This is a genomic window from Aquibium sp. ELW1220, assembly GCF_030398385.1.
Taxonomy (GTDB): domain Bacteria; phylum Pseudomonadota; class Alphaproteobacteria; order Rhizobiales; family Rhizobiaceae; genus Aquibium.
Genome location: NZ_JAOAOQ010000006.1, coordinates 233395 through 257700, shown reverse-complemented (window position 1 = coordinate 257700; position 24306 = coordinate 233395). Strand labels below are relative to the sequence as shown.

The window sequence follows — 24306 nt, the reverse complement described above, 5'->3', positions numbered from 1 at the left end:
ACTGACCCTCAACCTCCTGCGAACCGCCAGACCCGAACTCGCCATCAGCCGAAAACGAAAGCGAGCAGGGTGGTCCGACGCCTTCGCCAGATCAATCATCGGCCAAATGCGATAGCCCTAGGCCCGGGGGCGGCAACTCTTGCCTCCCGGTGCGATTTATGGTCTTGGAGGCGCCGAAACGGCCTCTCCGGGCCCAGCTCTTCCGAAAGATGCGAGAATGGCCAAGATCAACGGCAACGAAATCCGTCCCGGCAACGTGATCGAGCACAATGGCGGCCTCTGGGTCGCGGTCAGGACCAATGCGGTGAAGCCCGGCAAGGGCGGCGCCTACAACCAGGTCGAACTGAAGAACCTGATCGACGGCACCAAGCTCAACGAGCGCTTCCGTTCTGCCGAGACGGTCGAGAAGGTCCGCCTCGAACAGAAGGACTTCTCCTTCCTCTACGAGCAGGGCGACGCGCTGGTGTTCATGGATTCGGAGAGCTACGAGCAGCTCGAGCTGCAGAAGGACTTCGTCGGCGACCGCGCTGCCTTCCTCCAGGACGGCATGACCGTGACAGTCGAACTCTACGAGGAGAAGCCGATCGGCATCTCGCTGCCCGACCAGGTGGTGCTGACCATCACCGAGGCGGACCCGGTGGTGAAGGGGCAGACGGCCGCGTCGTCCTACAAGCCCGCCGTGCTCGAGAACGGCATCCGCGTTCTGGTGCCGCCGTTCATCTCGGCCGGCGAGAAGATCCTCGTCGACACCAACGAGATCACCTACATCCGCCGCGCCGACTGAAGCGCCTGAGAACCCGACGGGACTGATCGTATGGCGTATTCCGCGCTCATGAGGGTTATGGTCGAGGCGGCGCGCAAGGCGGGCCGCTCGCTGTCGCGCGACTTCGGCGAGGTCCAGAACCTCCAGGTCTCGATGAAGGGACCGGGCGACTATGTCAGCCAGGCCGATCGCAAGGCGGAAGAGATCATCTTCACCGAGCTGTCGCGCGCCCGCCCGGGCTATTCCTTCCTGATGGAGGAGCGGGGCGTCGTGGAGGGCGAGGACGCCCAGCACCGCTGGATCGTCGACCCGCTGGACGGCACCACCAACTTCCTGCACGGCATCCCGATCTTCGCGGTCTCGATCGCACTCGAGCGCCAGGGCCAGCTCCAGGCCGCTCTGGTCTACAATCCCGCGATGGACGAGCTCTACACCGCCGAGCGGGGCGGCGGAGCCTTCATGAACGATCGTCGCCTGCGGGTGGCCGGACGCTCCAAGCTTTCGGACAGCGTCATCGGCACCGGCATTCCGCATCTGGGACGCGGCCACCACGGCAACGCGCTGATCGAACTGCGCAATGTGATGGGCGAAGTGTCCGGCATCCGCCGCATGGGCGCGGCCGCGCTCGACCTCGCCTATGTGGCAGCCGGGCGGCTCGACGGCTTCTGGGAGAGCGGGCTTTCGCCGTGGGACATGGCTGCCGGCCTGCTGCTCATCCGCGAAGCGGGCGGTTTTGCCAGCGACCGCGAGGGTGGCCAGGAGATGTTCGAGACCGGCAACGTGGTCGCCGGCAACGAGACCATCCACCGGGTGCTGCTGCGGCAATTGCGCAAGCCGCTGACGCCGCGTCCGGCCTGAGGCGGAAACGTCAGGAACCGGGCCGCGCCGCTTTCGTTGACGGGCTTCGACCGTCGTGGCGATATTTCCGTCACATCGGCCTGCCAAGGTGCCCGTCATGTCGCTGAACCGCCGCCACCCCTACGTCCATCTCCACTCCGACTGGCGGCGAATCACCCGCGCCGAGCTGCTGGCGGACGGAATCGTCCATGCCATCGGCATCGTTCTGGCCATCACCGCAGGTGCGGTGCTGCTGTGGCTCGCTGCCGGGCGCACGGCGGTGGCCGAGTATGTCGCGACGATCTTCTACGTCGTCTCGCTCCTGACCGTGCTGTCGGTGTCGTGCGCCTACAATCTGTGGCCGGCGTCGCGGGCCAAATGGATCCTTCGGCGCTTCGACCATTCCGCGATCTACCTCCTGATCGCCGGAACCTACACGCCGCTCCTGACACAGCTGGACGGCCCGCTCGCCGGCATCATGCTGGCCGTGGTCTGGGGCGCCGCCCTCACCGGCATCGCCTTCAAGCTGGTGTTTCCCGGGCGCTACGACCGTGTGGCGATCGGCTTCTATCTCGCGATCGGGTGGAGCGGAATCGCAATCGCCGGAGAGCTTGCGCGCATCGTTCCGCAAAGCACGTTCTGGTACATCGCCGCGGGCGGGATCTGCTACTCCGCGGGCGTGATCTTCTTCGTCTGGCGCAACCTGCGCTTCCAGTCGGCGGTGTGGCACGGCTTCGTGGTGTCCGGTGCGGGGCTTCACCTGGCGGCGATGATGGACTTGCTGGTGATCCATCGGCTCTGACGGCGGAAAAGGCCTATTCGTCAGCGGTGGCGCGGGCGCTGTCCTTTCATTTTCGTCACAATTCCGGATACAGTCGCCATCGGTGCGGGACAGATACTGAGGCTTGGCATGGCATGGTTCGGATCAACGGCGGACGAGGCGCTCTCGGGGGGGCAGTACGACCCGCAGAAACTCTCCAGTCCGCAGGTCTTCCTGCTTTCGATGCTGATCTTCCTGGCGATCGCCGGCTTCGTCGCTGCGATCCTGTACCGCCAGATTTCGGCAGCCTTCACCACCAATCCCGGTCTCAACGGCCTCATCATCGGCGTGCTGGCGGTGGGCGTTCTGCTGGCGTTCAACCAGGTGGTGCGGCTGTTCCGCGAGGTGCGCTGGGTGAATTCCTTCCGCGCGGGCGGTCTGGAAACGCGCGACCCGGTGCTGCTGGCGCCGATGAAGGTGCTTCTCGGCCGCTCCTCGGCCACGGCGCTGTCTACCGTGTCGCTGCGCACGATCCTCGATTCCATCGCCACCCGCCTCGACGAAAGCCGCGACATCTCGCGTTATCTGATCGGCCTCCTCGTCTTCCTCGGGCTGCTCGGCACGTTCTGGGGCCTCCTGCAGACCATCGGCTCCATCGGTGCCACGATCCAGTCGCTCGATCCGGGGTCGGGCGACGCCAACGACGTGCTGAACGCGCTGAAGACGGGTCTTGCCGCGCCGCTCGCCGGCATGGGGACGGCTTTCTCGTCCTCGCTCTTCGGTCTCGCCGGTTCGCTCGTTCTCGGCTTCCTCGATCTGCAGGCGGGCCGGGCGCAGACGCGCTTCTATACGGAACTCGAAAACTGGCTTTCTTCCGTGACCGATCTCGGCTCGGATACGCCGGCCGTCGATCCGGGCCGCCACACCTCGTCGGAAGAGATGCGCCGGATGGCGGAGCAGCTGCGCTCGATCAGCGAGACCGGCGGGTCGAGCCAGCGCGTCGCCACCTCGATGGCGAATCTCGCAGAGGGCATCTCAGGGCTGGTGAAGAACATGCGCAGCGAGCAGCAGATGATGCGGGACTGGGTCGAATCTCAGGCGGAGGAGCAGCGTGCGACGCGAGAGGTTCTGGAGAGCATCGCGCAGTCGCTGAAGAAGCGGGGAGGGAACTGAGATGGCGCTCGGGCGCGGCCGCCGCCGCGAACGCAGCATCGACTACTGGCCGGGCTTCGTCGACGCGCTCTCGACGCTGCTGCTGGCCATCATGTTCCTCCTGTCGGTGTTCGTGCTGGCGCAGTTCCTGCTGTCGCGCGAGATCAGCGGCAAGGACGAGGTCCTGAACCGGCTGAACTCCCAGATCAACGAACTGACGCAGTTGCTGGCGCTCGAGCGGTCGAATTCGCAGGACGCGGAGGACCAGCTCGCCAACCTCCAGGCCTCGCTCTCGGCGGCGGAGACGGAGCGCACGCGGCTGGAAAGCCTGCTCGCTGCCGGCTCCGGCGCAGATGCCGCCGCGCGCGACCAGATCGGCACGCTGAGCGGCGAATTGGAGAGCGAGCGGCAGATTTCGCAGCGCGCTCTCTCGCAGGTCGAGCTACTCAACCAGCAGATCTCGGCGCTGCGCCGCCAGATCGCCGCGTTGGAGGATGCGCTGGACGTTTCCGAATCACGCGACCGCGAGTCCAATGCCAAGATCGCGGATCTTGGCCGCCGGCTCAACGTCGCGCTGGCGCAGCGCGTGCAGGAACTGAACCGCTATCGATCCGATTTCTTCGGCCGCCTGCGCGAGATCCTGTCGGATCGCGAGAACATCCGGATCGTCGGCGACCGCTTCGTGTTCCAGTCCGAAGTGCTGTTTCCCTCGGGCTCGGAGGTGATCAACGAGGCCGGGCGCGACGAGATGGCCAAGCTCGCGGCCGCCATCATCGACCTGCAGCGCGAGATCCCGCCGGAAATCAACTGGGTGCTGCGCGTCGACGGCCACACCGACAACGTTCCGCTGTCGGGCACCGGCCGTTACCGCGACAACTGGGAACTCTCCTCGGCCCGCGCCGTCTCGGTGGTGAAGTACCTGGTGGCGCAGGGCGTGCCCGCCGCCCGCCTGGTGGCCGCCGGCTTCGGCGAGTTCCAGCCGCTGGTCGAAGGCGACACGCCCGACGCACGCAACAGAAACCGCCGCATCGAGCTCAAGCTGACGGAACGGTGAGGTCTCACCATCCGATGACCAGCACTGCCAGCGCCAGCGCGGCGGGGAGGGCCTGGACGTAGAGGATCTTGCGCGAGACCGTGGCGGCGCCGAAGAGCCCGGCCACGATCACGCAGGCAAGGAAGAAGACCTTGGTCGCGAAGCCTTCCGCACCGAGCCAGAGGCCCCAGACGAGCCCGGCGACGAGGAAGCCGTTGTAGAGCCCCTGGTTCATCGCCAGCGCCTTCGAGCGGGTGGCGAAGGCTGGCTCAAGCCGGAAGGCCTTGTGCCCGGCCGGTGTGTCCCAGGCGACCATCTCCAGATACATGAAGTAGATGTGAAGCGCCGCCACCAGCGCGATCAGGATCGTCGAGGCCATTCCGCTTTCCCCTTGTCGGTGCGGTGACATGAGGCCGCGGCCCGGGCCGCGTCAAGGCCCGGCAGGTGCGCCGGTCGGCTTCGCATGCGGGAGGCCCGCCGCCAGCTCGACGGAGCGACCGGGAGCGGGTGCTTGCGCTTGATCGGTCTTGCGCCGCATGCGTAATTCGAACGGCGAGGGCGGGAGGAGACATCATGGATTGCGATGCCATCATCGTCGGCGGCGGGCTGGCCGGCCTCGTGGCTGCCGCCGAACTGGCCGACCGCGGCAAGCGGGTGGTCGTGCTGGAGCAGGAGGGCGAGAATTCGCTGGGCGGGCAGGCCTTCTGGTCGCTCGGCGGCCTGTTCTTCGTCGACAGCCCCGAGCAGCGCCGCCTGCGGATCCGCGACAGCCGTGAGCTCGCGCTGCAGGACTGGATGGGCTCGGCGCAGTTCGACCGGCCGGAGGATGAGTGGCCGCGCCGCACGGCGGAAGCCTATGTCGACTTCGCCGCCGGCGAGATGCGGCCCTGGCTCCATACGATGGGCATGCGCTGGTTTCCGGTCGTCGGATGGGCCGAGCGCGGCGGTGGCCATGCGCACGGCCACGGCAACTCGGTCCCGCGGTTCCACATCACCTGGGGCACGGGACCGGGCGTCGTAGAGCCCTTCGAGCGGCGGGTGCGGGCGCATGCCGCTGCCGGTCTCATCACGCTGAAGTTCCGCCACCAGGTCTCCCGTCTCATCCGCACGAATGGAGCGGTGACGGGCGTGGCGGGCGAGATCCTTGAGCCGTCGACCGTTCTGCGCGGCCAGAAATCCGGCCGCGCGGTCGCCGGCGCGTTCGACTTGTCGGCCGGCGCGGTGCTGGTGACGTCCGGCGGCATCGGCGGCGACCTCGATCTCGTGCGCAAGGCCTGGCCGGTGGAGCGGCTGGGGCCGGCGCCGAAGACCATGGTGGCCGGCGTGCCGCACCATGTGGACGGCCGCATGATCGCGATCACGCAGGCCGCCGGCGCGGCGGTCATCAACGGCGACCGCATGTGGCACTACACCGAGGGCGTGCGGAACTGGGACCCGATCTGGCCGAACCACGGCATCCGCATCCTGCCGGGGCCGTCGTCGATGTGGTTCGACGCGCGCGGCGAAAGGCTGCCGGCGCCCTGCATGCCCGGTTTCGACACGCTGTCGACGCTGAAGCACATCCTTGCCACGGGCCATGACTGGTCCTGGTTCGTGCTGACGCAGAAGATCATCAAGAAGGAATTCGCGCTGTCGGGCTCGGAGCAGAACCCGGACTTCACGGCGAAGGACTGGCGGGCGGTGCTCAAGAACCGCCGCGGCGCATCGGCGCCGCCGCCGGTGGAGGCCTTCAAGGAGAAGGGCGCGGACTTCGTCGTGCGCAAGGATCTCGCGTCGCTGGTGGAGGCGATGAACGCGCTGACCGGCGAAGCGATGATCGATGCCGGGCGGCTGCGGATGCAGATCGAGGCGCGCGACCGGGAGATCGACAACCCCTTCTCCAAGGATGCGCAGGTGACGGCGATCCGCGGCGCGCGCGCCTATCTCGGCGACAAGCTGATCCGCACGGCGGCGCCGCACAAGATCCTCGATCCCGCAAACGGGCCGCTGATCGCGGTGCGGCTCAACATCCTGACACGCAAGACGCTGGGCGGGCTGCACACCAATCTCGACGGGCAGGTGCTCGATCCGTCGGGCGAGCCGATCCCCGGTCTCTACGCGGCCGGCGAGGTTGCGGGCTTCGGCGGCGGCGGCTACCACGGCACCAACGCACTCGAGGGAACATTCCTCGGCGGCTGCATCTTCTCGGGCAGGAATGCGGGCCGCCACGCGGCGCGATGAGGAGAGCGGTATGGACCTGATGCAGCACGACTTCACCAATGCCGACATCGCCGAGCTGACGGCGTGGCGGCGCAAGCTCCACGAGAACCCGGAGATTTCCGGCGAGGAGGTGCGGACGGCACGCGAGGTCGTCGCCTTCCTAGCCGACACCGGTCCCGACAGGGTGCTGACGGAGATGGGCGGCCACGGGGTGGCCGTGGTCTTCGATAGCGGCGCTGCGGGGCCGACGCTGCTCTTTCGCTCGGAGCTCGACGCGCTGCCGATCGAGGAAATCTCGGATGCGCCGCATCGATCGCGGGTTCCGGGCAAGTCGCACATGTGCGGCCATGACGGGCACACGGCCATCCTTGCCGCCATGGCGCGCCAGCTCGCGCGCCGGCGACCGGCGTCCGGACGGGTCGTCCTGCTGTTCCAGCCTGCCGAGGAGACGGGCGAGGGCGCGGCCGGCGTGATCGCCGACCCGCGCTTCCCCGAGATCGCACCCGACTACGCGTTTTCGCTGCACAACCTGCCCGGCACGCCGCTCGGACATGTCCGCCTGAAGCCGGGGGTGGTGAACTGCGCCTCGCGCGGCATGCGCATCGTGCTTTCGGGCCGGACGGCGCATTCCTCCATGCCCGAGACCGGCGTGTCGCCGATGATGGCGGTGAGCCGGCTGATGCCTGCACTGACCGCGCTGTCGGCCGGCCATTTCAGCCGCGACGACTTCGCGCTCGTCACCGTCTGCCACGTCGCCATGGGCGAACCGGTCTATGGCATCCAGCCCGGACAGGCCGAGATACGCTGCACGTTGCGCACCCGGCTCGACGAGCGCATGGCGGACCTGATGGCGGCGGCGGAGGCGCTGGTGCGGCAGGAGGCCGAGGCCGGTGGCCTCGGCAATGCCGTCGACTATCACGAGGTCTTCCTCGCAAGCCTGAACGATCCGGACGCGACGGTGCATCTGACAGCCGCGCTTGATGCAGAAGGCGTCAGCCACGACGAGGCCGAACTCCCGATGCGTGCGTCGGAGGATTTCGGCCGCTTCGGCAAGGGTGCGAAGTCGGCGATGCTGTTCCTCGGCTCGGGCGAGAAGCACCCGCAGCTGCACAATCCCGACTACGACTTTCCCGACGACCTGATCCCGATCGGCGCGCGCATCTTCCTGCGCACGGCGCGGACGATGCTGGGGTGACACGGGACGGTCGCCGGCATGGATGAAACGGCGCGCATCGTGGTGGCGGGGGCAGGCAGCGTCGGCTGCTTCGTCGGCGGTTCACTGGCGTTCGCCGGCCGCGACGTGACGCTGCTGGCCCGGCTGCCGCTCGTGCGAGAGATCGCCGTGCAGGGCCTGTGGATCACAGACCTCGAGGCGCGCGGGCGCCATGTCGGGCCGGAGGCGATCGGTCTCGAGGTCGAGCCCTCGGCGGCAATGCGCGACGCAGATGTCATCCTCGTCACCGTCAAGAGCGGCGACACGGAGGCGATGGCCGGGCTGATCGCCGCGCACGCACCGCAGTCGGCGGTCGTTGTCAGCCTGCAGAACGGCGTCGACAACGTGCAACTGCTCCGTGCCCGGCTGCCCGGACGCCCGGTCTTGGCCGGCATGGTGCCGTTCAACGTGGTGCAGACGGCAACGGCGGGCGCCGCCCCGCGCTTCCATCGCGCGACGGCGGGTTCGCTGACCGTCGAGGCGGGGGATGCCGGTCTCGTGGCGCTGCTCTCGGTCGAAGGCCTGCCCGTCGCCACGCATCCGGACATGGCCGGCCTCGCGTGGTCCAAGCTCGTGCTCAACCTGAACAACGCGCTCAACGCGCTGTCCGGCCTGCCGCTGAAGGCGCAACTGTCGCGCCGGGCCTGGCGCCTGCTGCTCGCCGACCAGATGGCAGAGGCGCTCGGAGTCGCCCGCCGCGCGGGGCTTGCGCTGCCGCGCATCGAGGGCGTGCGCCCGGCGCTGATCCCGCATCTCCTCAGGCTGCCCGACCCGCTGTTTCGCCTCGTCGCCCGCCGCATGCTCGCCATCGACCCGCAGGCCACCTCCTCCATGGCCGAGGACATTGCCCGCGGCCGCACCACCGAGGTGCGCTTCCTGCAGGGCGCCGTGGCGCGGCTCGCTGCCGGACACGGCCTGCGCGCCCCGCTCGCCGAGGCGATGGTGGCCATGGTGGAGGCATGCGAGGCCGGCCGCCGCGACTGGTCGCCCAGGGACGTAGCGGAGCGGTTTGCGCGGGCGCGGCTGGAGGCTTTCGCCGGTCAGCGCCCTGCCTGAGCGCGAGGCGACGGATGCCCTAAAGCATGTCTACCGAAAGCGGGCACCGGTTTCGGGTGAAAGACATGCGCGAAAACATAAGCCTAAAGCGTGCGGAGCGAATCTGAAAGATCGCGACATGCTTTTGGCGCGTTATGTCTGCCCGCGAAAAGGGTTCTTCACGAGAAGACTGCCCTCGATCAGGAGCCCATCATGCAGGTCCTCAGTCCAGAAGGTGGTGCACCCGCCGCTGAGTGCCGACGCCAGCATGAGCGCATCGAAGACGTTCAAGCGGTATCGCTCGGCGAGGTCGAGTGCCGTCTCGTGTATCGCGAGGTCGATCGGCAGGATGGTCCCGCAGAGCAGGCGCACGGCCGCAAGCCCGTCGCGAATCTCTCTCCAGTCCATGTCGAGCTTGCGTCGGGCGACGTTGGCGAACTCGTTCAAAGCAAGCAGGCTCGTGCTGCATCCCCTTCCAAGCAGCGCTTCGGCCATGTCGGCCTTGTCTCCCTGCGAGAACGAATAGACGATGACGTTCGTGTCGAGAAATTCCGCCGCGGCGGTGGTCATCGCGCGTTCGCCTCGTCGCGGTCGAAGGTCCAGCCGGACGGTAGCGGCCGGCGAAGCGCACGGATGCGCTCGAGCGCCTGCTTGCGCGACGTGTCCCTTTCGACCTCGAAGGTGCGCTCGCCGGCGATGTTGATCCGGATCTCGTCGCCCTCCTTCAGGTCGAGCGCTTCTACCACGGCTGCGGGAAGGCGAACGGCGAGGCTGTTGCCCCATCTGGCGACCTGCATGACATGCTCCGAAGATAGACGCCCGAAACCATATATCATGCCGCTTTCCGAGACGCACTACGCCAAGGCAGCCCGCCTCTCCCGCTACTCCGCCGCTTTCCTGAACGCATCCGCACCGGTCTCGAACTGCAGCTTGGCGAGCCTGGCATAGACGCCGTCCCGCGTGACGAGGCTCTGGTGGGTGCCTTCCTCGACGACACGTCCCTCGTCGAGCACGAGGATGCGGTCGGCCTTGAGGACGGTGGCGAGGCGGTGAGCGATGACGAGGGTGGTGCGGCCTTCCATCAGCCGTTCGAGCGCCGCCTGCACCAGCGTCTCGCTCTGGGCGTCGAGCGCCGACGTCGCCTCGTCGAGCAGCAGGATCGGCGCGTCGCGCAGGATGGCGCGGGCAATCGCGACGCGCTGGCGCTGGCCGCCGGAGAGCGTGACGCCGCGCTCGCCGACCGGCGTATCGTAGCCCTTGTCGAGCGCGCGGATGAACTCGTCGGCCAGCGCGTCGGTCGCGGCCGCCTCGATCTCGGCATCGGTCGCGCCGGGACGGCCGAAGGCGATGTTCTCGCGCACCGTGGCGGCGAAGATGGTGAGGTCCTGCGGCACGAGCGCGATGCGCGACCGCGCCTCCTGCGGATCGGCCCGGGCGAGATCGACGCCGTCGACGAGGATCGCGCCGCGCTGCGGGTCGTAGAAGCGCAGCAGAAGCGAGAAGATCGTCGTCTTGCCGGCGCCGGACGGACCGACGATGGCAATCGTCTCGCCCGGCTTCGCCTCGAAGGAGAAACCGCGCAGGGCCGAGCGGTCCGGCGCGGTCGGATAGGCGAAATGGACGTCGCGGAACGCCACCGAGCCGATCGGCGTCGCGGGCAGGGGGATCGGATCGGCGGGCGCGGCGATCGTCGGCTCCTCGGCGAGAAGCTCGGTCAGGCGTTCGGCGGCGCCCGCCGCCTGGCTGAGTTCGCCCCAGACCTCCGACAGGGCGCCGAGCGCGCCGGCGGCAAAGACCGAGTAGAGCAGGAACTGTCCGAGCGTGCCTGCACTCATGGCGCCGGTCAGGACGTCGCGCGAGCCGAACCAGAGCACTGCCACCACCGACGAGAAGATCATGAAGATCGCGAAGAAGGTGAGGAAGGAGCGGGCGAAGACCGACGACTGGGCCGCCCTGAAGGCCGCTTCCACCGCCTCGGCGAAGCGGCTCGCGACCAGCCTCTCGTTGGTGAAGGCCTGCAGCGTGCGGATCGAGCCGATCTGTTCGCTCGCATAGGCGGAGGCGGCGGCCAGCGTGTCCTGCGCGAGCCGGGACTTGCGGCGCACGGAACGGCCGAAGGCCACGAGGGGGATGACGACGACCGGGATCGCGCCGATCACCAGCATGGAGAGCTTGGGGCTCGTCACCACCATCATGCCAAGGGCGCCGATGCCGAGAATGGTGTTGCGCAGCGCCATGGACGCGGTGGCGCCGACGGCCGACTTGATCTGGGTGGTGTCGGCCGTCAGCCGCGAGACGATTTCGCCCGACTGGACCGTGTCGAAGTATCCGGGCGAAAGCGTGGTGACATGCCGGAAGACGTCGCGGCGGACGTCGGAGACGATGCGTTCGCCGAGCGTGATGACGAAGTAGTAGCGGCAGGCAGAGGCGAGCGCGAGCACCAGGGCGATCACGATCAGCATCGAGAAATAGTTGGCGATGAAGGTGGAGTCCGACGCCGAGAAGCCGTGATCGACCATGCGCCGCACGGCGAGCGGCAGGGTGAGCGTCGTGGCCGCGGCGAGCGCGAGAAAGACCAGCGCTCCGGCCACCAGACCCTTGTAGTGCAGGAGGTAGGGAAACAGCTTGCGCAGCGGTTTCAGGGAGCGGCGGCGTCTTTCAGCCTCGCCCGATGCATCCGCCATGCCGTCCTCGCTTCCTGCCCCGCCGGCCGCGTGCTTGCGCGGGCCGGTCTTGTGCTTCCGTTTCGGCTGATGTATAGGCTCGCCGACGTTTTTTGAAGCCGTAGCCCTCGCTGGCCGCGGCTTCAACCATTTAACACGGGCAAGATTGCCGCAGGCGCGCCGGCCGCGCGGATGCCCCAAGGATCAGGACGAGAGCGATGAAAGAGAAAATCCATCCCGACTACCACACCATCAAGGTGGTCATGACCAACGGCACCGAGTATTTCACGAAGTCGACCTGGGGCAAGGAAGGCGATACGATGAACCTCGACATCGACCCGTCCACGCACCCGGCCTGGACCGGCGGTCAGCAGACGCTGCTCGACCGCGGCGGCCGCCTGACCAAGTTCAAGAGCAAGTTCGCCGGTCTCGGCCTCTGAGCCGCCGCGATCTTCCTTACCGCAAAAACCCCGCCTCGGCGGGGTTTTTTGTTGGCGACGACCGGACGTCATCATCGCCTGCGGCGGGCAAGGTGGTTACAATGGCCATTTCGCGCTCACGGGACCGCCGCCGGCCGATCCGAATGCCCGAGGTCGCGCTCCGGCCACACCACGTCGCGCACCTTCTGCTTGAGCACCTTGGCCTCCGGAAAGCCGCCGTCGCGCTTGCGCTCCCAGATCATGACGCCGTCGCAGGCGATCTCGAAGACGCCGCCGGTGCCCGGCACCAGCGCCACCTCGCCGATGTCGGCGCCGAAGGTCGACAAAAGCTCCTGTGCCATCCAGGCGGCGCGCAGGAGCCATTGGCACTGGGTGCAGTAGGTGATGCGGATGACGGGCTTCATGATGATGTACGAATGACGGCCGTGCCGACGATGCGATCGTAGATCGGGTCGCGCTTGCGCGCCATCGACACGGTGATCCAGACGAACCAGGCGACGCCGAGGGCGATGCCGGCCAGGTTCACCGCCCGGTAGGTCGGGTCGACCAGAAGCTGCGGCACCGCAGCCATGTCGTCGCCGTTCCATGCGGCCATCGCCCAGGCGGGCAAGGTCGCGAGCGTGAAGAGCATCATGGCCAGACGGCGCGCGAGGGCGCGGTAGATGCCTGCTCCGATCGTGCGGCCCCGAGAGATGACGATCGTCCGGATTCCGAGGAGCCGTTTGCCGACCGTCTGTCCCCGGAGGCCCTCCATCCCGACGAAATAGGCAAGCAGGGCAAGTCCAGCGATCCAGGAGACGTTGTAGACCGGCAACTCCGCGAGTTGCCCGCTGGAGTCGAGCCAGAACGTCTCGAAAACACCGGTCGTCGTTGCGCCCTGCGTTTCAGATCTGGCGACGAGCAGGTAGCGAGACGTATCGGCTCCCAGCAGCGACGAGCGGCAGTCGACGAAGCTGGTGGGATCGGCAATTTTCGTCTGCAGCCCCGGGGGAAGTCCGCCCACAGGCGAGCAGGTCTTGAGCACGAAGCCAAACCCTCCCTGTATCCCGCCGTTCGTCCAGGCAAACAACATGGCGACCACGATCTGAAGCGGGATGGAAACCACCGCCAGATCGACCAGAAATGCCGCCGCGCGCCGCCAGAAGCCGGCCCGCCGCGCTGCATCGCTCGTCGCACCGTCACTCATCAAACAGTTCCCCCACTCCTTCCAGAAGGAGTGGCTCAAACCGCGCCGGAGTTCAACTGAAAGATGCAGCCGATCAGGCGGCGGAGAGCTTCGCCATCGTCTCCTCGTCGACCTCGAAGTTGGCGTAGACGTTCTGCACGTCGTCGTCGTCCTCGAGTACGGCGATCAGCTTCATCAGAGACTGGGCGCGGTCTTCGTCGACCGGGATCGAGTTCTGCGGCTTCCAGATGGTCTTGACGGATTCCGCCTCGCCGAGCGTCGCCTCGAGCGCCTTCGACACCTCGCCCAGATCCTCGAAGGCGGTGTAGATGGTGTGGCCCTCGGCGTCGGACTGGATGTCCTCGGCGCCGGCCTCGATCGCCGCTTCCATCACCTTGTCGGCATCGCCGGCCGCGGCCGGGTAGTAGATCTCGCCGGCGCGGTCCCACATGAAGGAGACGGAACCGGTCTCGCCGAGCGCGCCGCCGGCCTTGGTGAAAGCCGCGCGGACGTTGGAGGCGGAGCGGTTGCGGTTGTCGGTCAGCGCCTCGACGATGACGGCGACGCCGCCGGGACCGTAGCCTTCGTAGCGCACTTCCTCGTAGTTCTCGGTGTCGTTGCCGGCGGCCTTGTTGATGGCGCGCTGGATGTTGTCCTTCGGCATGGACTGCGTCTTGGCCGCCTGGATGGCCAGGCGCAGGCGCGGGTTCATGTCGGGATCGGGCATTCCCATCTTGGCGGCGACGGTGATTTCGCGCGCGAGCTTGGAAAACATCTTGGAGCGCATGGCGTCCTGGCGCCCTTTGCGATGCATGATGTTCTTGAACTGTGAATGGCCAGCCATGGCACCCCTGTCGTCGGTCTTTTCAGGATTTCGCGGGCTTATAGTTAGTTTGCAGGCGAAGGTCCAGAAAAACAGGCCTCAGGCGTCGCGCCTCGGCTCGATCAGGTCCCAGCGATTGCCGTGCAGATCCTCGAAGACCGCGACCGTGCCATAGGCCTCGCGCCGCGGCTGCTCCAGGAAAACGACGCCCCTCGAGAGCATGGCGGCGTGGTCGCGGTCGAAATCGTCGGTTTCCAGGAACAGGAAGACGCGGCCGCCGGTCTGGTCGCCTATGCGCGCCTGCTGGGTGTCCCCCTCGGCGCGGGCAAGCAGGATGCGGGCGCCGCCGTCGGGCGTGCCCAAGACCACCCAGCGCTTGCCGCCGCCGAGAGGGACGTCCTCCAGCAGGTCGAGGCGGAGGCAGTCGCGATACCAGCGGATGGCCGCGTCCTGGTCGGCGACGAGCACCGCCACGGTGGCGATGCGGCGCGACGGTCGGGCGGTCACTCGGCGATCACGTAGCGGCCGAGCATGCGGCGCTGGGCGAGGTCGTAGTGGTAGATCGCGGTGGTGCCGCCCGGCAGTACGGCATGCAGCGTCAGCCGGTCGCCCGAGAGCGCCTGCGAAACGACGCGCGCGCCGGCCGGCAGGGCGATGACGCCCTCGACGAAGGGCATGTCGGCGGACGCGGGGACCACGGCATTGGTCGCCGCGGGCTCGCTCGACGACGAGAAGACGCCTGACTTGTAGACAACGGCGCCCAGCACGGCCATAACGGCCGCCAGCAGAATTCCGATGTTGATGACGACGAAGCGCATGAGCTTGCGCTGGACCCGTTCCGCAGCCGGATCGAGCGGCTGTTCGGCGAGTTCGTGATCGAAGGTCGGTTTCTGCATTTTTCCGGAGCCAAGTCCCTGTCGCGAGCCCCTGATATCGAAGCCGAACCCGATTTGGAAGGCGAAAGCGCCTTCGTCGCCGATTCCGCTGCTGCGGGCGAACGGCTCGACCAGTGGCTGACGGCCAGGCTCGGCGGCGACTATTCGCGCAGCCGGGTCCAGGCGCTGATCCGCGAGGGGTCGGTGCGTATCGGCGACGTTGCCGTCACGGAGCCGAAGCGCAAGATCGCGCCTGGCGACCGGATCGTGCTGGCGGTCCCCGAGCCCGAACCCGCCGAGCCCGAGGGCGAGGACATCCCGCTGACCGTGCTGTTCGAGGACGAGCACCTGATCGTCATCGACAAGCCGGCCGGGCTCGTCGTGCATCCCGGGTCTGGCAACTGGACCGGGACGCTGGTCAACGCGCTGATCCATCATTGCGGTGCATCGCTCTCGGGCATTGGCGGCGTCAGGCGGCCGGGCATCGTGCATCGGCTCGACAAGGACACCAGCGGCGTGATGGTGGCGGCCAAGACCGACGCGGCGCACCGGGCGCTGTCGGACGCCTTCGCCGATCACGGTCGCAGCGGCGACCTCGAGCGGGCCTATGCGGCGCTGGTCTGGGGCGTGCCGCCGCGCAACGCGGGCACCATCGACGCGGCGCTCGGCCGGTCTGGCCGGGACCGCACCAAGCGGGCGGTCGTCAGCGAGGACCGCGACGACGCCCGCCACGCGGTGACGCATTTCAAGGTGGAGAGCCGCTTTTCGCTGGCGGGCAAGGAGGACGTGGCGGCCCTGGTCGAGTGCCGGCTGGAGACCGGCCGAACGCACCAGATCCGCGTGCATATGGCCCATATCGGCCATCCGCTCGTCGGGGACCCCGAATACGGCGCCGCATTCCGCACCAAGGCGAACCGCCTGCCCGACCCGGTGAAGAGCCTTGCCCGCGACTTCCCCCGCCAGGCGCTGCACGCGCGGCTGCTCTCCTTCCGCCATCCCGCTTCCGGGGAAGCGATGTCGTTCGAGACGCCCCTTCCGCCCGACATGGCGGAACTCGTGGCGGGGTTCGAGGGTTTGACCATCAAGCGCCGGGGCTGAACGCCCTACGAAGACCCCGGCTACACGGCCCGTTCACGTGTGGGTGACACAGCGTGTCGTCCCGACATCGACCGTGAAATCGCCAGATTTCGTTCCTATATTGATCGCAGGTCGTGGTGCGTCGTGAGCACGGCCGCGTCCGCAGGCCTGCCGATCGCCGGGGGTCTAACACGAGAAGAGGGAGGGCGCTTCATGGCCCAGTCATTACCCAGTATCGTTTCCGGAGAAGGCGGCCTTGCCCGCTACCTGGAAGAGATCCGTCGCTTTCCGATGCTGCAGCCGCAGGAGGAGTACATGCTCGCCAAGCGGTTCAACGAGCATGGCGATACCGCTGCGGCGCACAAGCTCGTCACCAGCCATCTCCGCCTCGTCGCCAAGATCGCGATGGGCTATCGCGGCTACGGCCTGCCGATCGGCGAAGTGGTGTCGGAAGGCAATGTCGGCCTCATGCAGGCCGTGAAGAAGTTCGAGCCCGACCGGGGCTTCCGCCTGGCCACCTATGCGATGTGGTGGATCAAGGCCTCGATCCAGGAGTACATCCTGCGGTCCTGGAGCCTGGTGAAGATGGGCACCACGGCCAACCAGAAGCGGCTGTTCTTCAACCTGCGCAAGGTGAAGGGCAAGATCCAGGCGCTGGAAGAGGGCGACCTCAAGCCCGAGCAGATTACCGAGATCGCGACGCGGCTGAACGTGTCGGAGGAAGAGGTGGTGTCGATGAACCGGCGCCTCTCCGGCGACGCTTCGCTGAACGCGCCCATCCGCGCCACCGAAGGCGAGTCGGGCGAGTGGCAGGACTGGCTCGTCGACGACAGCCAGTCGCAGGAAGAGATGCTGGTCGAGCAGGACGAGCTGGAGAACCGGCGGGGTATGCTGTCGGGCGCGCTGGACGTGCTCAACGAACGCGAGAGACGCATCTTCGAGGCGCGGCGGCTGTCTGAAGACCCGCTGACGCTCGAGGAACTGTCTTCGGAGTTCGACATCAGCCGCGAGCGTGTGCGCCAGATCGAGGTGCGCGCCTTCGAAAAGGTGCAGGAGGCGGTGAAGGCTGCTGCCCGCCGCCAGGCGCAGTCGCTGCGAACCATCGACGCAGGCGCCGAAGCCTGAAGCAGCAGCCGCGGAACTGGTATTCTTGATCGCCGCCGGGCCTGCCTGGCGGCGATTTTCGTTTGCGCCCCGTGTTCACGCCCTCGTTGCCGGCGAACGACTTTACGCGCGACGGTAACCGAGGCTTCAGACTTCCCGGCCAAGGATGGGCCAGGCGCAAACGCCGCGCCTGACGTTGCCACGAAGCACAGGACTGCCGGACCGATGAAATCCCGTCACCAGACTTGCGCGGGCTGCCGCGACGGCGAAGCCTTCCCCGGTGGAATCGCGATGGCTTTCCAGCCGATCGTGTCGGCTGCCGACGGTTCGATCTTCGCCTACGAGGCGCTGGTGCGCGGCGAGAACGGCGAAGGCGCGGGAACGGTGCTGGCCAGGGTGACTGAAGAAAACCGCTACGCCTTCGACCAGGCCTGCCGCCGCATGGCGATCCGGAGTGCGGCGTCGCTCGGGCTCGCCGATCTCGGAGCCCGACTGTCGATCAACTTCATGCCGAATGCGGTCTACAAGGCCGAGGCCTGCATCCGTCTGACGCTCGAGACGGCCCGCGAGACGGGCTTCCCGCTGTCCAGCATCATCTTCGAATTCACCGAGGACGAGATGATCCGCGATACCGACCACGTGAAGGACATCGTGCGTGCCTACAAGTCGTATGGTTTCCTGACGGCGCTCGACGATTTCGGAGCCGGCTATGCCGGGCTCGGGTTGCTGGCGAACTTCCAGACCGACATCGTCAAGCTGGACATGGATCTCATCCGCGACATCGATACGGACCGGGCTCGGCGCGCGATCGTGCGCGGCATCGTGGTGATGGCGAAGGACCTCGGGATCACGCTGATCGCGGAAGGCATCGAGACGGCAGGCGAGCATGCCGTGCTGTGCGACCTCGGCATCGACCACCTGCAGGGCTATGTCATCGCGCGGCCGGGCTTCATGAACCTGCCGGTGCCCATGCAGGTGCGCCTCGCGGCCTGACGGCCGGGCTCTGGAGCGCCTGGAGCCCGTTCAGCCGCTGTCGGCTTCCTGCCATGCGCGCAGGGCCTGCTCGAAGACCTGTTCGCCGGGTATTCCCTTCTCCATCGTCATGAGGGCGCGGCGGCCCGACTTGTAGACGATCGGGACATCGATCCAGTTCTGGCGGCGCAGCAGCGCGTTGTTGGCGTCGCGCGCCTGCTTCTCGTCGTTGAGTGCGAGAAGGAAGAAGCCGTCGGCGATCTTGGCCGTCATGCCTGCCAGCGCGCTGCCGGCGGACTCCTCGTTTTCCTTCATCGTCATGCGCAGCACGTTGTCGACGGCGCCGCCGGCGAAGTTATCCGGAGTGATGAAGATCAGCTCGACGATATGGCTCGCCGGAAGCGACTTGTCGGCATTGCGGCGGATCGTCATGCGAAGCTGGATGTCGCGGCCGGGCACGCTCGCCTCGGCGCGAATGGCCGGCTCGGGCGGCAGATCGTTGCCGGGCGATTCCTGGATCAGCGACCAGACCGTTGCGCCGGGCTCGGCCGAGCCCTGGGCGACGCTGGTCCGCTCCTCGTAGAAGATGGCGCGCTGACCGACGGGAACGGCGGTGTCGGAGGCAGGCGCCGCCGCCGACGCGGCCGGGGCCGGTGGGGCCGGCGTGACGGCCGCCATCGAGGTGCCCTCGCCGATCAGCGGCACGCCATTGGCGGGGCCGTCGTCGACTTCGCTGCCGTCCGGCGTCAACCGCTGGGTGAACTTGGGAGCGGCGTCGCTGGCGGGGGAATCGTCGGCGGCTTCATCCGCTGCCAGCGGCGCGGGGGCTACGGCGGCGATCTCCTCTTCCTCCTCCTCGGCCGGCTCCGGATCGAGCGGCGCCGGTGCTGGTGCCGCCTCGGGGGCAGGGCGCACCGCCGCCACGTCGTCGCCGCCGAACAACGAGCCGATCATGTCCTGGTTGGCCCACAAGCCGTAGCCGAGGCCGCCGAAGACGATCAGGGCGGCAGCTGCACCGGCCGCGATCTTGGCGACGCCTGAGCGATCGCGGGACGGCTCCAGCGGCGCTCGCGCAGCGCCGTAGCGCCGATCGTCGGCCGCCATGGCGCCGGACAGCGGATCGTCGTCCCGGGAGGACGGACCGGTGTCTTCTTCGTAGGGGTCGTAAGCGTCGGCGTGCTCGTAGAGAGGCTCGTCGTCCGCGGTCTCGTAGGGGGTCTCCTCGTCGTCTTCGGGTCCCGGCTCGATTGCCGCATAGCCGCGCGCCGCCTGAGCCGGCTGGGGCTGTGCCGGCCTGAACCCGTCCAGGGGTGCGGCTGCCGCCGGGGCGCCCGCCGAAGCGGCAATCGCGGCGGGAGCCGTGCTCGCCTGCGCGGCGGCCTTGGTGGCGGGAGCTGCTGCAGGCGCGGGCGTGGCCGGGCGCGGCGCAGGATCTTCGCGCGGCGCTGCGGGCGCGGCCTTCACCGGCGGCTTCGAAAGGCTGGAAAACAGCGCGTCGAGCTCGTCGAGGGGGTCTTCCACCTCGTCTTCCGGCTCGTCCTCGGCCTCGAGCGCCGCGTACTCGGCCTCGACCTTGCGGATCGCTTCCTCCAGCGCCCTGCGCTGTCGGTCGACGACCGCAGGCGACGCCGGCGGGTTGAGGGCAGCCAGCTTCGCGCCGATGGTCATGCGCGCCTTCTGGTAAACCTTCTCGCGCACGTCGGGCGTGGTCTCGCCGAGGCCTTCGATGGTCTTTTTCAGGACCGCTACGAAATCCGCCATATGTCTCTTCGACCTATACTTTTCCCTCCCGGACAGATGCGGTCATCTCCGCCCCCCGCGGGAGTTTCAGCCTAATCTTGAAACGGGTCCGTCACAAGTATGGTGTCCTCACGTTCCGGGCTGGTCGAAAGCAGCGCCACCGGCGCGCCGATCAGCTCCTCGACATAACGAACATATTTCACGGCCTGCGCCGGAAGATCGTTCCAGCTGCGCGCGCCGCGCGTCGTGCCCTTCCAGCCCTCGAGGCTCTGGTAGATCGGTTCCACCCGCGCCTGCGCACCCTGACTGGCCGGAAGATAGTCGATTTCCTCACCGTCCAGGCGATAGCCGATACACACCTTGATCTCGTCGAGCCCGTCGAGGACGTCGAGCTTGGTCAGTGCGATGCCGTCGATGCCGTTGACCGCCACCGCCTGACGCACCAGCACGGCATCGAACCAGCCGCAGCGACGCTTGCGCCCGGTCACCGTCCCGAACTCATGGCCGCGCTCGCCGAGGAAATTGCCGACCTCGTTGTCCTGTTCCGTCGGGAAGGGGCCTTCGCCGACGCGGGTGGTATAGGCCTTGGTGATGCCGAGCACGTAGCCGATCGTGCCCGGGCCCACGCCGGAGCCGGTTGCCGCCTGACCCGAAACCGTGTTCGACGAGGTGACGAAGGGATAGGTGCCGTGGTCGATGTCGAGCAGCGTGCCCTGCGCGCCCTCGAAGAGGATGCGGTCGCCTGCACGGCGCGCGTCGTCCAGAATCTTCCAGACACGGTCCATGTACGGCAGGATCTTGTCGGCCACCGAGCGCAGTTCCTCCATCGCGGTCGCGTGGTCGACCTCGGCGTGGCCGAGACCGCGCCGCAGCGCGTTGTGATGGGTGAGCAAGCGATCGACCTTGCCCGGAAGGGTGTCCATGTCCGCCAGATCCATGACCCTGATTGCCCTGCGCCCGACCTTGTCTTCATAGGCCGGGCCGATACCCCTGCGGGTGGTTCCGATCCGGGTGCCCGAATTCGAAGCCGCGTCTTCGCGGAATCCGTCGAGCTCCCTGTGCAGGGACAGTATCAACGCCGTGTTTTCGGCTATTTTCAGGCGATCCGGCGTTACTTCGACGCCCTGGCTCTTCAACCGGTCCACTTCGGCCACGAAGGCATGCGGATCGAAGACCACGCCATTGCCGATGACCGACATCTTGCCCGGGCGCACGACGCCCGAGGGGAGAAGGGACAGCTTGTAGACCTTGCCGTCGACGACGAGGGTGTGGCCGGCATTGTGGCCGCCCTGGAAGCGGACGACGAGATCGGCCCGCTCGGACAACCAGTCGACGATCTTGCCCTTGCCCTCGTCTCCCCACTGAGACCCGACGACCACGACATTGGCCATTGCTGCTTCCTTCCTGTGCCGGCGCAGGATCAGCGCCGAAAAAAACGACAGGCCTCTATAGCGGGGCGCACAGGCCCGCGCGACCCCCCATCCCTCTGGTTTGTGGCACAGGTACAACCAAATTGCGCGGCTGATCGTTTACTTCGCCGGAACGAGCTTCTAACCCGGCGCGGTCTCGAACCAAGGCAGACCTCATGCACCGAGCGGCCTATGTCCTGCTCCTGTTGACGACGATGTTCTGGGGCGGCAATGCCGTGGCCGGAAAGATGGCGGTCGGGCACGTCTCGCCCATGCTCTTCGTGGTGCTGCGGTGGACCGTCGCCTTCGGGCTGCTCTACCTGATCGGCCACAGGCAGTTCCGGGCCGACTGGGCGGCGATCCGGCCGCGGCTGGCCTATCTGTCGGCGATGGGCTTCTTCGGCTTCGCGGCGTTCAATCTCGCGCTGTACGGCGCCTTTCTCTACACGTCCGCGGTCAACGGCAGCATCGAGCACGCCGGAATCCCCATGGCGATCTTCGCGCTGAACTTCCTGATCTTCAGGCAGCGCGTCTTCGCCGGCCAGATCTTTGGTTTCCTCCTCACCTTCGTCGGGGTGGTGCTGACGGCCGCGCATGGCGACCTTGGAGGTCTCCTGAGGCTCGACCTGAACCGCGGCGACGCGCTGGTGCTGGTCGCAGTGCTGGTCTATGCCGGTTACACGGTCTTCCTGCGCTACCGGCCGGCGATCCACTGGCAGAGCTACATGATCGTGCTGTCGGCGGCGGCCTGCCTGACCTCGGTGCCCTTCGCCATTGCCGAGCACGCCGCAGGCGCCCTGATCTGGCCCGACGCGACGGGATGGGGCTGCGTGGCCTACACGGCCATCTTTCCCTCGCTGCTGTCGCAGGTGTTCTACATGCGCGGCGTGGAGATGATCGGCGCGAACCGGGCCGGGCTTTTCATCAACCTCGTGCCGATCTTCGGAACGCTGCTGTCGCTCATGGTGCTGGGCGAGATGCTGCACGGCTACCACGTGGTCGCCATCGCGCTCGCCTTCGCCGGTATCGCGATCGCGGAGTGGAGCGGGCGCCGGCGGGCGGCAGCCGACGCGGGCTAGGCCGGCTCAGCGCTCCGAAAGCGCCAGCCGCAGTCCGAAGCCGGCAAAAGCCAGCGCCACGGTCCGGCGCATCCAGGTCATCACCGTCTCGCTCTTCAGGATGCGCTCGCCGACAAGCGCTGCGAAGAAGCCATAGACGATGAAGACGGCGAAGGTCATCGCCATGAACACGGCGCCGAGATGGAGCATCTGCGGCACCGGCGAGGTGGCCGCCGGGTCGATGAACTGCGGCAGGAAGGCAAAGAAGAAGACCGACAGCTTCGGGTTGAGGATGTTGATCAGGAAGCCTGTCCGGATGGTCCGCCATGCCGGGACGCGCCGCCGTTCGGTTCCCGCGTCGATCTGCATGGCGCCGGTGTCGCGCAACGTCTGCAATGCGAGATAGAGCAGATAGGCGGCGCCGGCATATTTCAGCACCTGGAAGAGCAGCGCGCTGGTGTGCAGCAGGGCGGCCAGCCCCGCCACCGAAGCAGCGATCGCCGGCACGATGCCGAGCGTGCAGCCGATCGCCGCAGCGACGCTTGCTGCGCGACCGGCCGACAGGCCGGTCATCACGGTGTAGACGACGCCGGTGCCGGGGATGAGGACGACGATGAGGGATGTGAGGAGGAATTCCAGGCTCATCGTCGTTCTCCGTTTTTTCTAGAGGTCGAGCACGAGCCGCTCCGGATCCTCCAGGCTCTCCTTCACGCGCACCAGGAAGGTCACGGCTTCCTTGCCGTCGACGATGCGGTGGTCGTAGGAGAGCGCGAGATACATCATCGGGCGGATGACGATCTGGCCGCCGACGACCATCGGCCGCTCCTGGATCTTGTGCATGCCGAGGATGCCCGACTGCGGCGCGTTGAGGATCGGCGTCGACATCAGCGAGCCGTAGACGCCGCCGTTGGAGATGGTGAAGGTGCCGCCCTGCATGTCGGCCATCGAGAGCTTGCCGTCGCGCGCGGCGATGCCCAGGCGGCCGATCTCCTTCTCGATCTCGGCGATCGACATCTGGTCGGCATCGCGCACGACGGGGACGACGAGGCCCTTGTCGGTGCCGACGGCCACGCCGATGTGGGCGTAGTTCTTGTAGATGATGTCGGTGCCGTCGATCTCGGCATTGACCGCCGGGATCTCCTTCAGGGCATGCGTCACCGCCTTGGTGAAGAAGCCCATGAAGCCGAGCTTCACGCCGTGCTTCTTCTCGAAGACGTCCTTGTACTTGCTGCGCAGGTCCATCACGGCCTTCATGTCGACCTCGTTGAAGGTCGTCAGCATGGCGGCGGTCGCCTGGGCGTCCTTCAGGCGGCGCGCGATGGTCTGGCGCAGGCGGGTCATCTTGACCCGCTCTTCGCGACCTTCGTCGCCCGCAGCGGAGGCCGTGCGCGGAACCTTCGGCGTCTCGGCGGGCTGTGCCGGCGCGCCGCGGGAGATCGCGTCGAGCACGTCGCCCTTGAGGATCTGGCCACGCTTGCCAGAGCCGGCGACCTGGTCCACGGACAGGTTCTTCTCGGCCATCAGCTTGGCGGCCGAAGGCGCGGCGGGCATGTCGCTGCGCGGAGAGACCTCGCTGCCGGTCACAGCCGCGGTCTTTTCGGCCGCGTCCTTCATGGTGGCGGAGGCGCCGGCACCGGAGCCCTGTGCCACCGATGCGCCTTCGTCGGCCTTGGCGGCGGCCGGCTCGGCCTTCTTCGGCGCGGGCGCTGCGCCCGAGCCCTCGCCGATCATGCCGAGAAGTGCGCCGACGCCGACGGTCTCACCTTCGGCGGCCGTGATCTCGGCCAGTGTCCCTGCCGCGGGGGCAGGAACTTCGAGTGTCACCTTGTCGGTTTCGAGCTCGAGCAGCGGCTCGTCCTGCGCGACGGCATCGCCTGCCTTCTTGAACCACTTGCCGATTGTGGCTTCGCTGACGGATTCACCCAGCGTGGGGACGCGGATTTCGGTGGCCATGTTTGTTTTTCCGTGCCTTCGAAGGGGTTTCGGAT

At 67.4% G+C, this 24306-nt stretch carries 26 protein-coding genes and 1 pseudogene; 14 read left to right on the top strand and 13 right to left on the bottom strand.

Annotation, left to right across the window (positions count from 1 at the left end; translation table 11 throughout):
* From N1F91_RS08645 to N1F91_RS08620, 6 genes and pseudogenes are all read left to right on the top strand, one after another.
* Nucleotides 1-115 (top strand): annotated as a pseudogene (locus N1F91_RS08645) (ISAs1 family transposase); the annotation flags it as partial.
* Nucleotides 116-217: 102 nt separating this feature from the next.
* Complete coding sequence (gene efp / locus N1F91_RS08640) at nucleotides 218-784, top strand: elongation factor P (RefSeq protein ID WP_289991463.1); 567 nt, start codon at nucleotides 218-220, stop codon at nucleotides 782-784.
* A gap of 30 nt (nucleotides 785-814) precedes the next feature.
* On the top strand, nucleotides 815-1621 hold the full coding sequence (locus N1F91_RS08635; protein WP_289991461.1) for an inositol monophosphatase family protein: 807 nt from the start codon (nucleotides 815-817) through the stop codon (nucleotides 1619-1621).
* Between the two features lie 97 nt (nucleotides 1622-1718).
* Nucleotides 1719-2402: a hemolysin III family protein gene (locus N1F91_RS08630; protein WP_289991460.1), complete on the top strand. Its 684-nt coding sequence runs from the start codon at nucleotides 1719-1721 to the stop codon at nucleotides 2400-2402.
* A gap of 108 nt (nucleotides 2403-2510) precedes the next feature.
* Nucleotides 2511-3533, top strand: coding sequence for a MotA/TolQ/ExbB proton channel family protein (locus N1F91_RS08625; protein WP_289991458.1), 1023 nt, complete (start codon nucleotides 2511-2513; stop codon nucleotides 3531-3533).
* A 1-nt stretch (nucleotide 3534) separates the two neighbouring features.
* A complete protein-coding gene (locus tag N1F91_RS08620; RefSeq protein ID WP_289991456.1) occupies nucleotides 3535-4566 on the top strand; it encodes a peptidoglycan -binding protein in 1032 nt (343 codons plus the stop codon).
* 4 nt (nucleotides 4567-4570) lie between these two features.
* Here the strand turns inward: N1F91_RS08620 and N1F91_RS08615 are convergent, their stop codons facing one another.
* A complete protein-coding gene (locus tag N1F91_RS08615; RefSeq protein ID WP_289991454.1) occupies nucleotides 4571-4924 on the bottom strand; it encodes a DUF1304 domain-containing protein in 354 nt (117 codons plus the stop codon).
* 191 nt (nucleotides 4925-5115) lie between these two features.
* On the opposite strand from N1F91_RS08615, the gene N1F91_RS08610 reads away from it, so the two are divergent.
* The 3 genes from N1F91_RS08610 to N1F91_RS08600 are packed head-to-tail and all read left to right on the top strand — an operon-like array spanning nucleotide 5116 to nucleotide 9013.
* Nucleotides 5116-6765, top strand: a complete 1650-nt coding sequence (locus tag N1F91_RS08610; protein WP_289991478.1) for an FAD-binding dehydrogenase — start codon at nucleotides 5116-5118, stop codon at nucleotides 6763-6765.
* A gap of 10 nt (nucleotides 6766-6775) precedes the next feature.
* Entirely contained in the window at nucleotides 6776-7939 is a 1164-nt protein-coding gene (locus N1F91_RS08605) for an amidohydrolase (protein ID WP_289991452.1), read from the top strand.
* An 18-nt stretch (nucleotides 7940-7957) separates the two neighbouring features.
* Nucleotides 7958-9013 carry a 2-dehydropantoate 2-reductase gene (locus tag N1F91_RS08600; protein WP_289991449.1) on the top strand — a complete coding sequence of 352 codons (1056 nt, stop codon included), beginning with the start codon at nucleotides 7958-7960 and terminating at the stop codon, nucleotides 9011-9013.
* A 132-nt stretch (nucleotides 9014-9145) separates the two neighbouring features.
* Here the strand turns inward: N1F91_RS08600 and N1F91_RS08595 are convergent, their stop codons facing one another.
* From N1F91_RS08595 to N1F91_RS08585, 3 genes are all read right to left on the bottom strand, one after another.
* Nucleotides 9146-9562 (bottom strand): PIN domain-containing protein, encoded by a 417-nt coding sequence (locus N1F91_RS08595; RefSeq protein ID WP_289991447.1) that lies wholly within the window; start codon nucleotides 9560-9562, stop codon nucleotides 9146-9148.
* Complete coding sequence (locus N1F91_RS08590; RefSeq protein ID WP_289991446.1) at nucleotides 9559-9789, bottom strand: AbrB/MazE/SpoVT family DNA-binding domain-containing protein; 231 nt, start codon at nucleotides 9787-9789, stop codon at nucleotides 9559-9561. Before N1F91_RS08590 ends, N1F91_RS08595 begins: the two co-directional genes overlap by 4 nt.
* A gap of 84 nt (nucleotides 9790-9873) precedes the next feature.
* On the bottom strand, nucleotides 9874-11676 hold the full coding sequence (locus tag N1F91_RS08585) for an ABC transporter transmembrane domain-containing protein (protein WP_289991445.1): 1803 nt from the start codon (nucleotides 11674-11676) through the stop codon (nucleotides 9874-9876).
* A 197-nt stretch (nucleotides 11677-11873) separates the two neighbouring features.
* On the opposite strand from N1F91_RS08585, the gene rpmE reads away from it, so the two are divergent.
* Nucleotides 11874-12095: a 50S ribosomal protein L31 gene (rpmE, locus tag N1F91_RS08580; protein ID WP_126697518.1), complete on the top strand. Its 222-nt coding sequence runs from the start codon at nucleotides 11874-11876 to the stop codon at nucleotides 12093-12095.
* Nucleotides 12096-12211: 116 nt separating this feature from the next.
* Here the strand turns inward: rpmE and N1F91_RS08575 are convergent, their stop codons facing one another.
* From N1F91_RS08575 to N1F91_RS08555, 5 genes are all read right to left on the bottom strand, one after another.
* On the bottom strand, nucleotides 12212-12499 hold the full coding sequence (locus N1F91_RS08575) for a SelT/SelW/SelH family protein (RefSeq protein ID WP_354670531.1): 288 nt from the start codon (nucleotides 12497-12499) through the stop codon (nucleotides 12212-12214).
* The gene (locus tag N1F91_RS08570; protein WP_289991440.1) at nucleotides 12496-13281 is read right to left on the bottom strand and encodes an RDD family protein; all 786 of its coding nucleotides are present in this window, start codon (nucleotides 13279-13281) and stop codon (nucleotides 12496-12498) included. Before N1F91_RS08570 ends, N1F91_RS08575 begins: the two co-directional genes overlap by 4 nt.
* A gap of 73 nt (nucleotides 13282-13354) precedes the next feature.
* Entirely contained in the window at nucleotides 13355-14104 is a 750-nt protein-coding gene (locus N1F91_RS08565; protein WP_289991439.1) for a YebC/PmpR family DNA-binding transcriptional regulator, read from the bottom strand.
* Nucleotides 14105-14182: 78 nt separating this feature from the next.
* Complete coding sequence (locus N1F91_RS08560) at nucleotides 14183-14590, bottom strand: VOC family protein (RefSeq protein WP_289991437.1); 408 nt, start codon at nucleotides 14588-14590, stop codon at nucleotides 14183-14185.
* Entirely contained in the window at nucleotides 14587-14979 is a 393-nt protein-coding gene (locus N1F91_RS08555) for a fimbrial protein (RefSeq protein WP_289991436.1), read from the bottom strand. Before N1F91_RS08555 ends, N1F91_RS08560 begins: the two co-directional genes overlap by 4 nt.
* A 54-nt stretch (nucleotides 14980-15033) precedes the next feature.
* Between N1F91_RS08555 and N1F91_RS08550 the strand changes: the two genes are divergently transcribed.
* The 3 genes from N1F91_RS08550 (at nucleotide 15034) to N1F91_RS08540 (ending at nucleotide 18132) form a co-directional block, all read left to right on the top strand.
* On the top strand, nucleotides 15034-16056 hold the full coding sequence (locus tag N1F91_RS08550; RefSeq protein ID WP_289991435.1) for an RluA family pseudouridine synthase: 1023 nt from the start codon (nucleotides 15034-15036) through the stop codon (nucleotides 16054-16056).
* A 192-nt stretch (nucleotides 16057-16248) separates the two neighbouring features.
* Nucleotides 16249-17160: an RNA polymerase sigma factor RpoH gene (gene rpoH, locus N1F91_RS08545; protein ID WP_289991434.1), complete on the top strand. Its 912-nt coding sequence runs from the start codon at nucleotides 16249-16251 to the stop codon at nucleotides 17158-17160.
* 270 nt (nucleotides 17161-17430) lie between these two features.
* Nucleotides 17431-18132, top strand: a complete 702-nt coding sequence (locus tag N1F91_RS08540) for an EAL domain-containing protein (RefSeq protein WP_289991433.1) — start codon at nucleotides 17431-17433, stop codon at nucleotides 18130-18132.
* Between the two features lie 30 nt (nucleotides 18133-18162).
* Here N1F91_RS08540 and N1F91_RS08535 read toward each other — a convergent pair whose 3' ends face one another.
* Both N1F91_RS08535 and N1F91_RS08530 read right to left on the bottom strand, forming a co-directional pair.
* Nucleotides 18163-19872, bottom strand: a complete 1710-nt coding sequence (locus N1F91_RS08535) for a hypothetical protein (RefSeq protein WP_289991432.1) — start codon at nucleotides 19870-19872, stop codon at nucleotides 18163-18165.
* Nucleotides 19873-19943: 71 nt separating this feature from the next.
* Nucleotides 19944-21242, bottom strand: a complete 1299-nt coding sequence (locus N1F91_RS08530; protein ID WP_289991431.1) for an adenylosuccinate synthase — start codon at nucleotides 21240-21242, stop codon at nucleotides 19944-19946.
* Nucleotides 21243-21436: 194 nt separating this feature from the next.
* Between N1F91_RS08530 and N1F91_RS08525 the strand changes: the two genes are divergently transcribed.
* On the top strand, nucleotides 21437-22339 hold the full coding sequence (locus N1F91_RS08525) for a DMT family transporter (protein WP_289991430.1): 903 nt from the start codon (nucleotides 21437-21439) through the stop codon (nucleotides 22337-22339).
* 6 nt (nucleotides 22340-22345) lie between these two features.
* Here N1F91_RS08525 and N1F91_RS08520 read toward each other — a convergent pair whose 3' ends face one another.
* Complete coding sequence (locus N1F91_RS08520; protein WP_289991429.1) at nucleotides 22346-22963, bottom strand: LysE family translocator; 618 nt, start codon at nucleotides 22961-22963, stop codon at nucleotides 22346-22348.
* Nucleotides 22964-22981: 18 nt separating this feature from the next.
* On the bottom strand, nucleotides 22982-24271 hold the full coding sequence (gene odhB / locus N1F91_RS08515) for a 2-oxoglutarate dehydrogenase complex dihydrolipoyllysine-residue succinyltransferase (RefSeq protein ID WP_289991428.1): 1290 nt from the start codon (nucleotides 24269-24271) through the stop codon (nucleotides 22982-22984).
* Nucleotides 24272-24306 lie beyond the last annotated feature (35 nt).

Excerpts from the sequence above, each read along its gene's own strand:
- efp (WP_289991463.1), top strand. The coding sequence starts at position 218 with ATGGCCAAGATCAACGGCAACGAAATCCGTCCCGGCAACGTGATCGAG.
- N1F91_RS08635 (WP_289991461.1), top strand. The coding sequence starts at position 815 with ATGGCGTATTCCGCGCTCATGAGGGTTATGGTCGAGGCGGCGCGCAAG.
- N1F91_RS08630 (WP_289991460.1), top strand. The coding sequence starts at position 1,719 with ATGTCGCTGAACCGCCGCCACCCCTACGTCCATCTCCACTCCGACTGG.
- N1F91_RS08625 (WP_289991458.1), top strand. The coding sequence starts at position 2,511 with ATGGCATGGTTCGGATCAACGGCGGACGAGGCGCTCTCGGGGGGGCAG.
- N1F91_RS08620 (WP_289991456.1), top strand. The coding sequence starts at position 3,535 with ATGGCGCTCGGGCGCGGCCGCCGCCGCGAACGCAGCATCGACTACTGG.
- N1F91_RS08615 (WP_289991454.1), bottom strand. The coding sequence starts at position 4,924 with ATGGCCTCGACGATCCTGATCGCGCTGGTGGCGGCGCTTCACATCTAC.
- N1F91_RS08605 (WP_289991452.1), top strand. The coding sequence starts at position 6,776 with ATGGACCTGATGCAGCACGACTTCACCAATGCCGACATCGCCGAGCTG.
- N1F91_RS08600 (WP_289991449.1), top strand. The coding sequence starts at position 7,958 with ATGGATGAAACGGCGCGCATCGTGGTGGCGGGGGCAGGCAGCGTCGGC.
- N1F91_RS08595 (WP_289991447.1), bottom strand. The coding sequence starts at position 9,562 with ATGACCACCGCCGCGGCGGAATTTCTCGACACGAACGTCATCGTCTAT.
- N1F91_RS08590 (WP_289991446.1), bottom strand. The coding sequence starts at position 9,789 with ATGCAGGTCGCCAGATGGGGCAACAGCCTCGCCGTTCGCCTTCCCGCA.
- N1F91_RS08585 (WP_289991445.1), bottom strand. The coding sequence starts at position 11,676 with ATGGCGGATGCATCGGGCGAGGCTGAAAGACGCCGCCGCTCCCTGAAA.
- rpmE (WP_126697518.1), top strand. The coding sequence starts at position 11,874 with ATGAAAGAGAAAATCCATCCCGACTACCACACCATCAAGGTGGTCATG.
- N1F91_RS08575 (WP_354670531.1), bottom strand. The coding sequence starts at position 12,499 with ATGAAGCCCGTCATCCGCATCACCTACTGCACCCAGTGCCAATGGCTC.
- N1F91_RS08570 (WP_289991440.1), bottom strand. The coding sequence starts at position 13,281 with ATGAGTGACGGTGCGACGAGCGATGCAGCGCGGCGGGCCGGCTTCTGG.
- N1F91_RS08565 (WP_289991439.1), bottom strand. The coding sequence starts at position 14,104 with ATGGCTGGCCATTCACAGTTCAAGAACATCATGCATCGCAAAGGGCGC.
- N1F91_RS08555 (WP_289991436.1), bottom strand. The coding sequence starts at position 14,979 with ATGCAGAAACCGACCTTCGATCACGAACTCGCCGAACAGCCGCTCGAT.
- rpoH (WP_289991434.1), top strand. The coding sequence starts at position 16,249 with ATGGCCCAGTCATTACCCAGTATCGTTTCCGGAGAAGGCGGCCTTGCC.
- N1F91_RS08540 (WP_289991433.1), top strand. The coding sequence starts at position 17,431 with ATGGCTTTCCAGCCGATCGTGTCGGCTGCCGACGGTTCGATCTTCGCC.
- N1F91_RS08535 (WP_289991432.1), bottom strand. The coding sequence starts at position 19,872 with ATGGCGGATTTCGTAGCGGTCCTGAAAAAGACCATCGAAGGCCTCGGC.
- N1F91_RS08530 (WP_289991431.1), bottom strand. The coding sequence starts at position 21,242 with ATGGCCAATGTCGTGGTCGTCGGGTCTCAGTGGGGAGACGAGGGCAAG.
- N1F91_RS08525 (WP_289991430.1), top strand. The coding sequence starts at position 21,437 with ATGCACCGAGCGGCCTATGTCCTGCTCCTGTTGACGACGATGTTCTGG.
- N1F91_RS08520 (WP_289991429.1), bottom strand. The coding sequence starts at position 22,963 with ATGAGCCTGGAATTCCTCCTCACATCCCTCATCGTCGTCCTCATCCCC.
- odhB (WP_289991428.1), bottom strand. The coding sequence starts at position 24,271 with ATGGCCACCGAAATCCGCGTCCCCACGCTGGGTGAATCCGTCAGCGAA.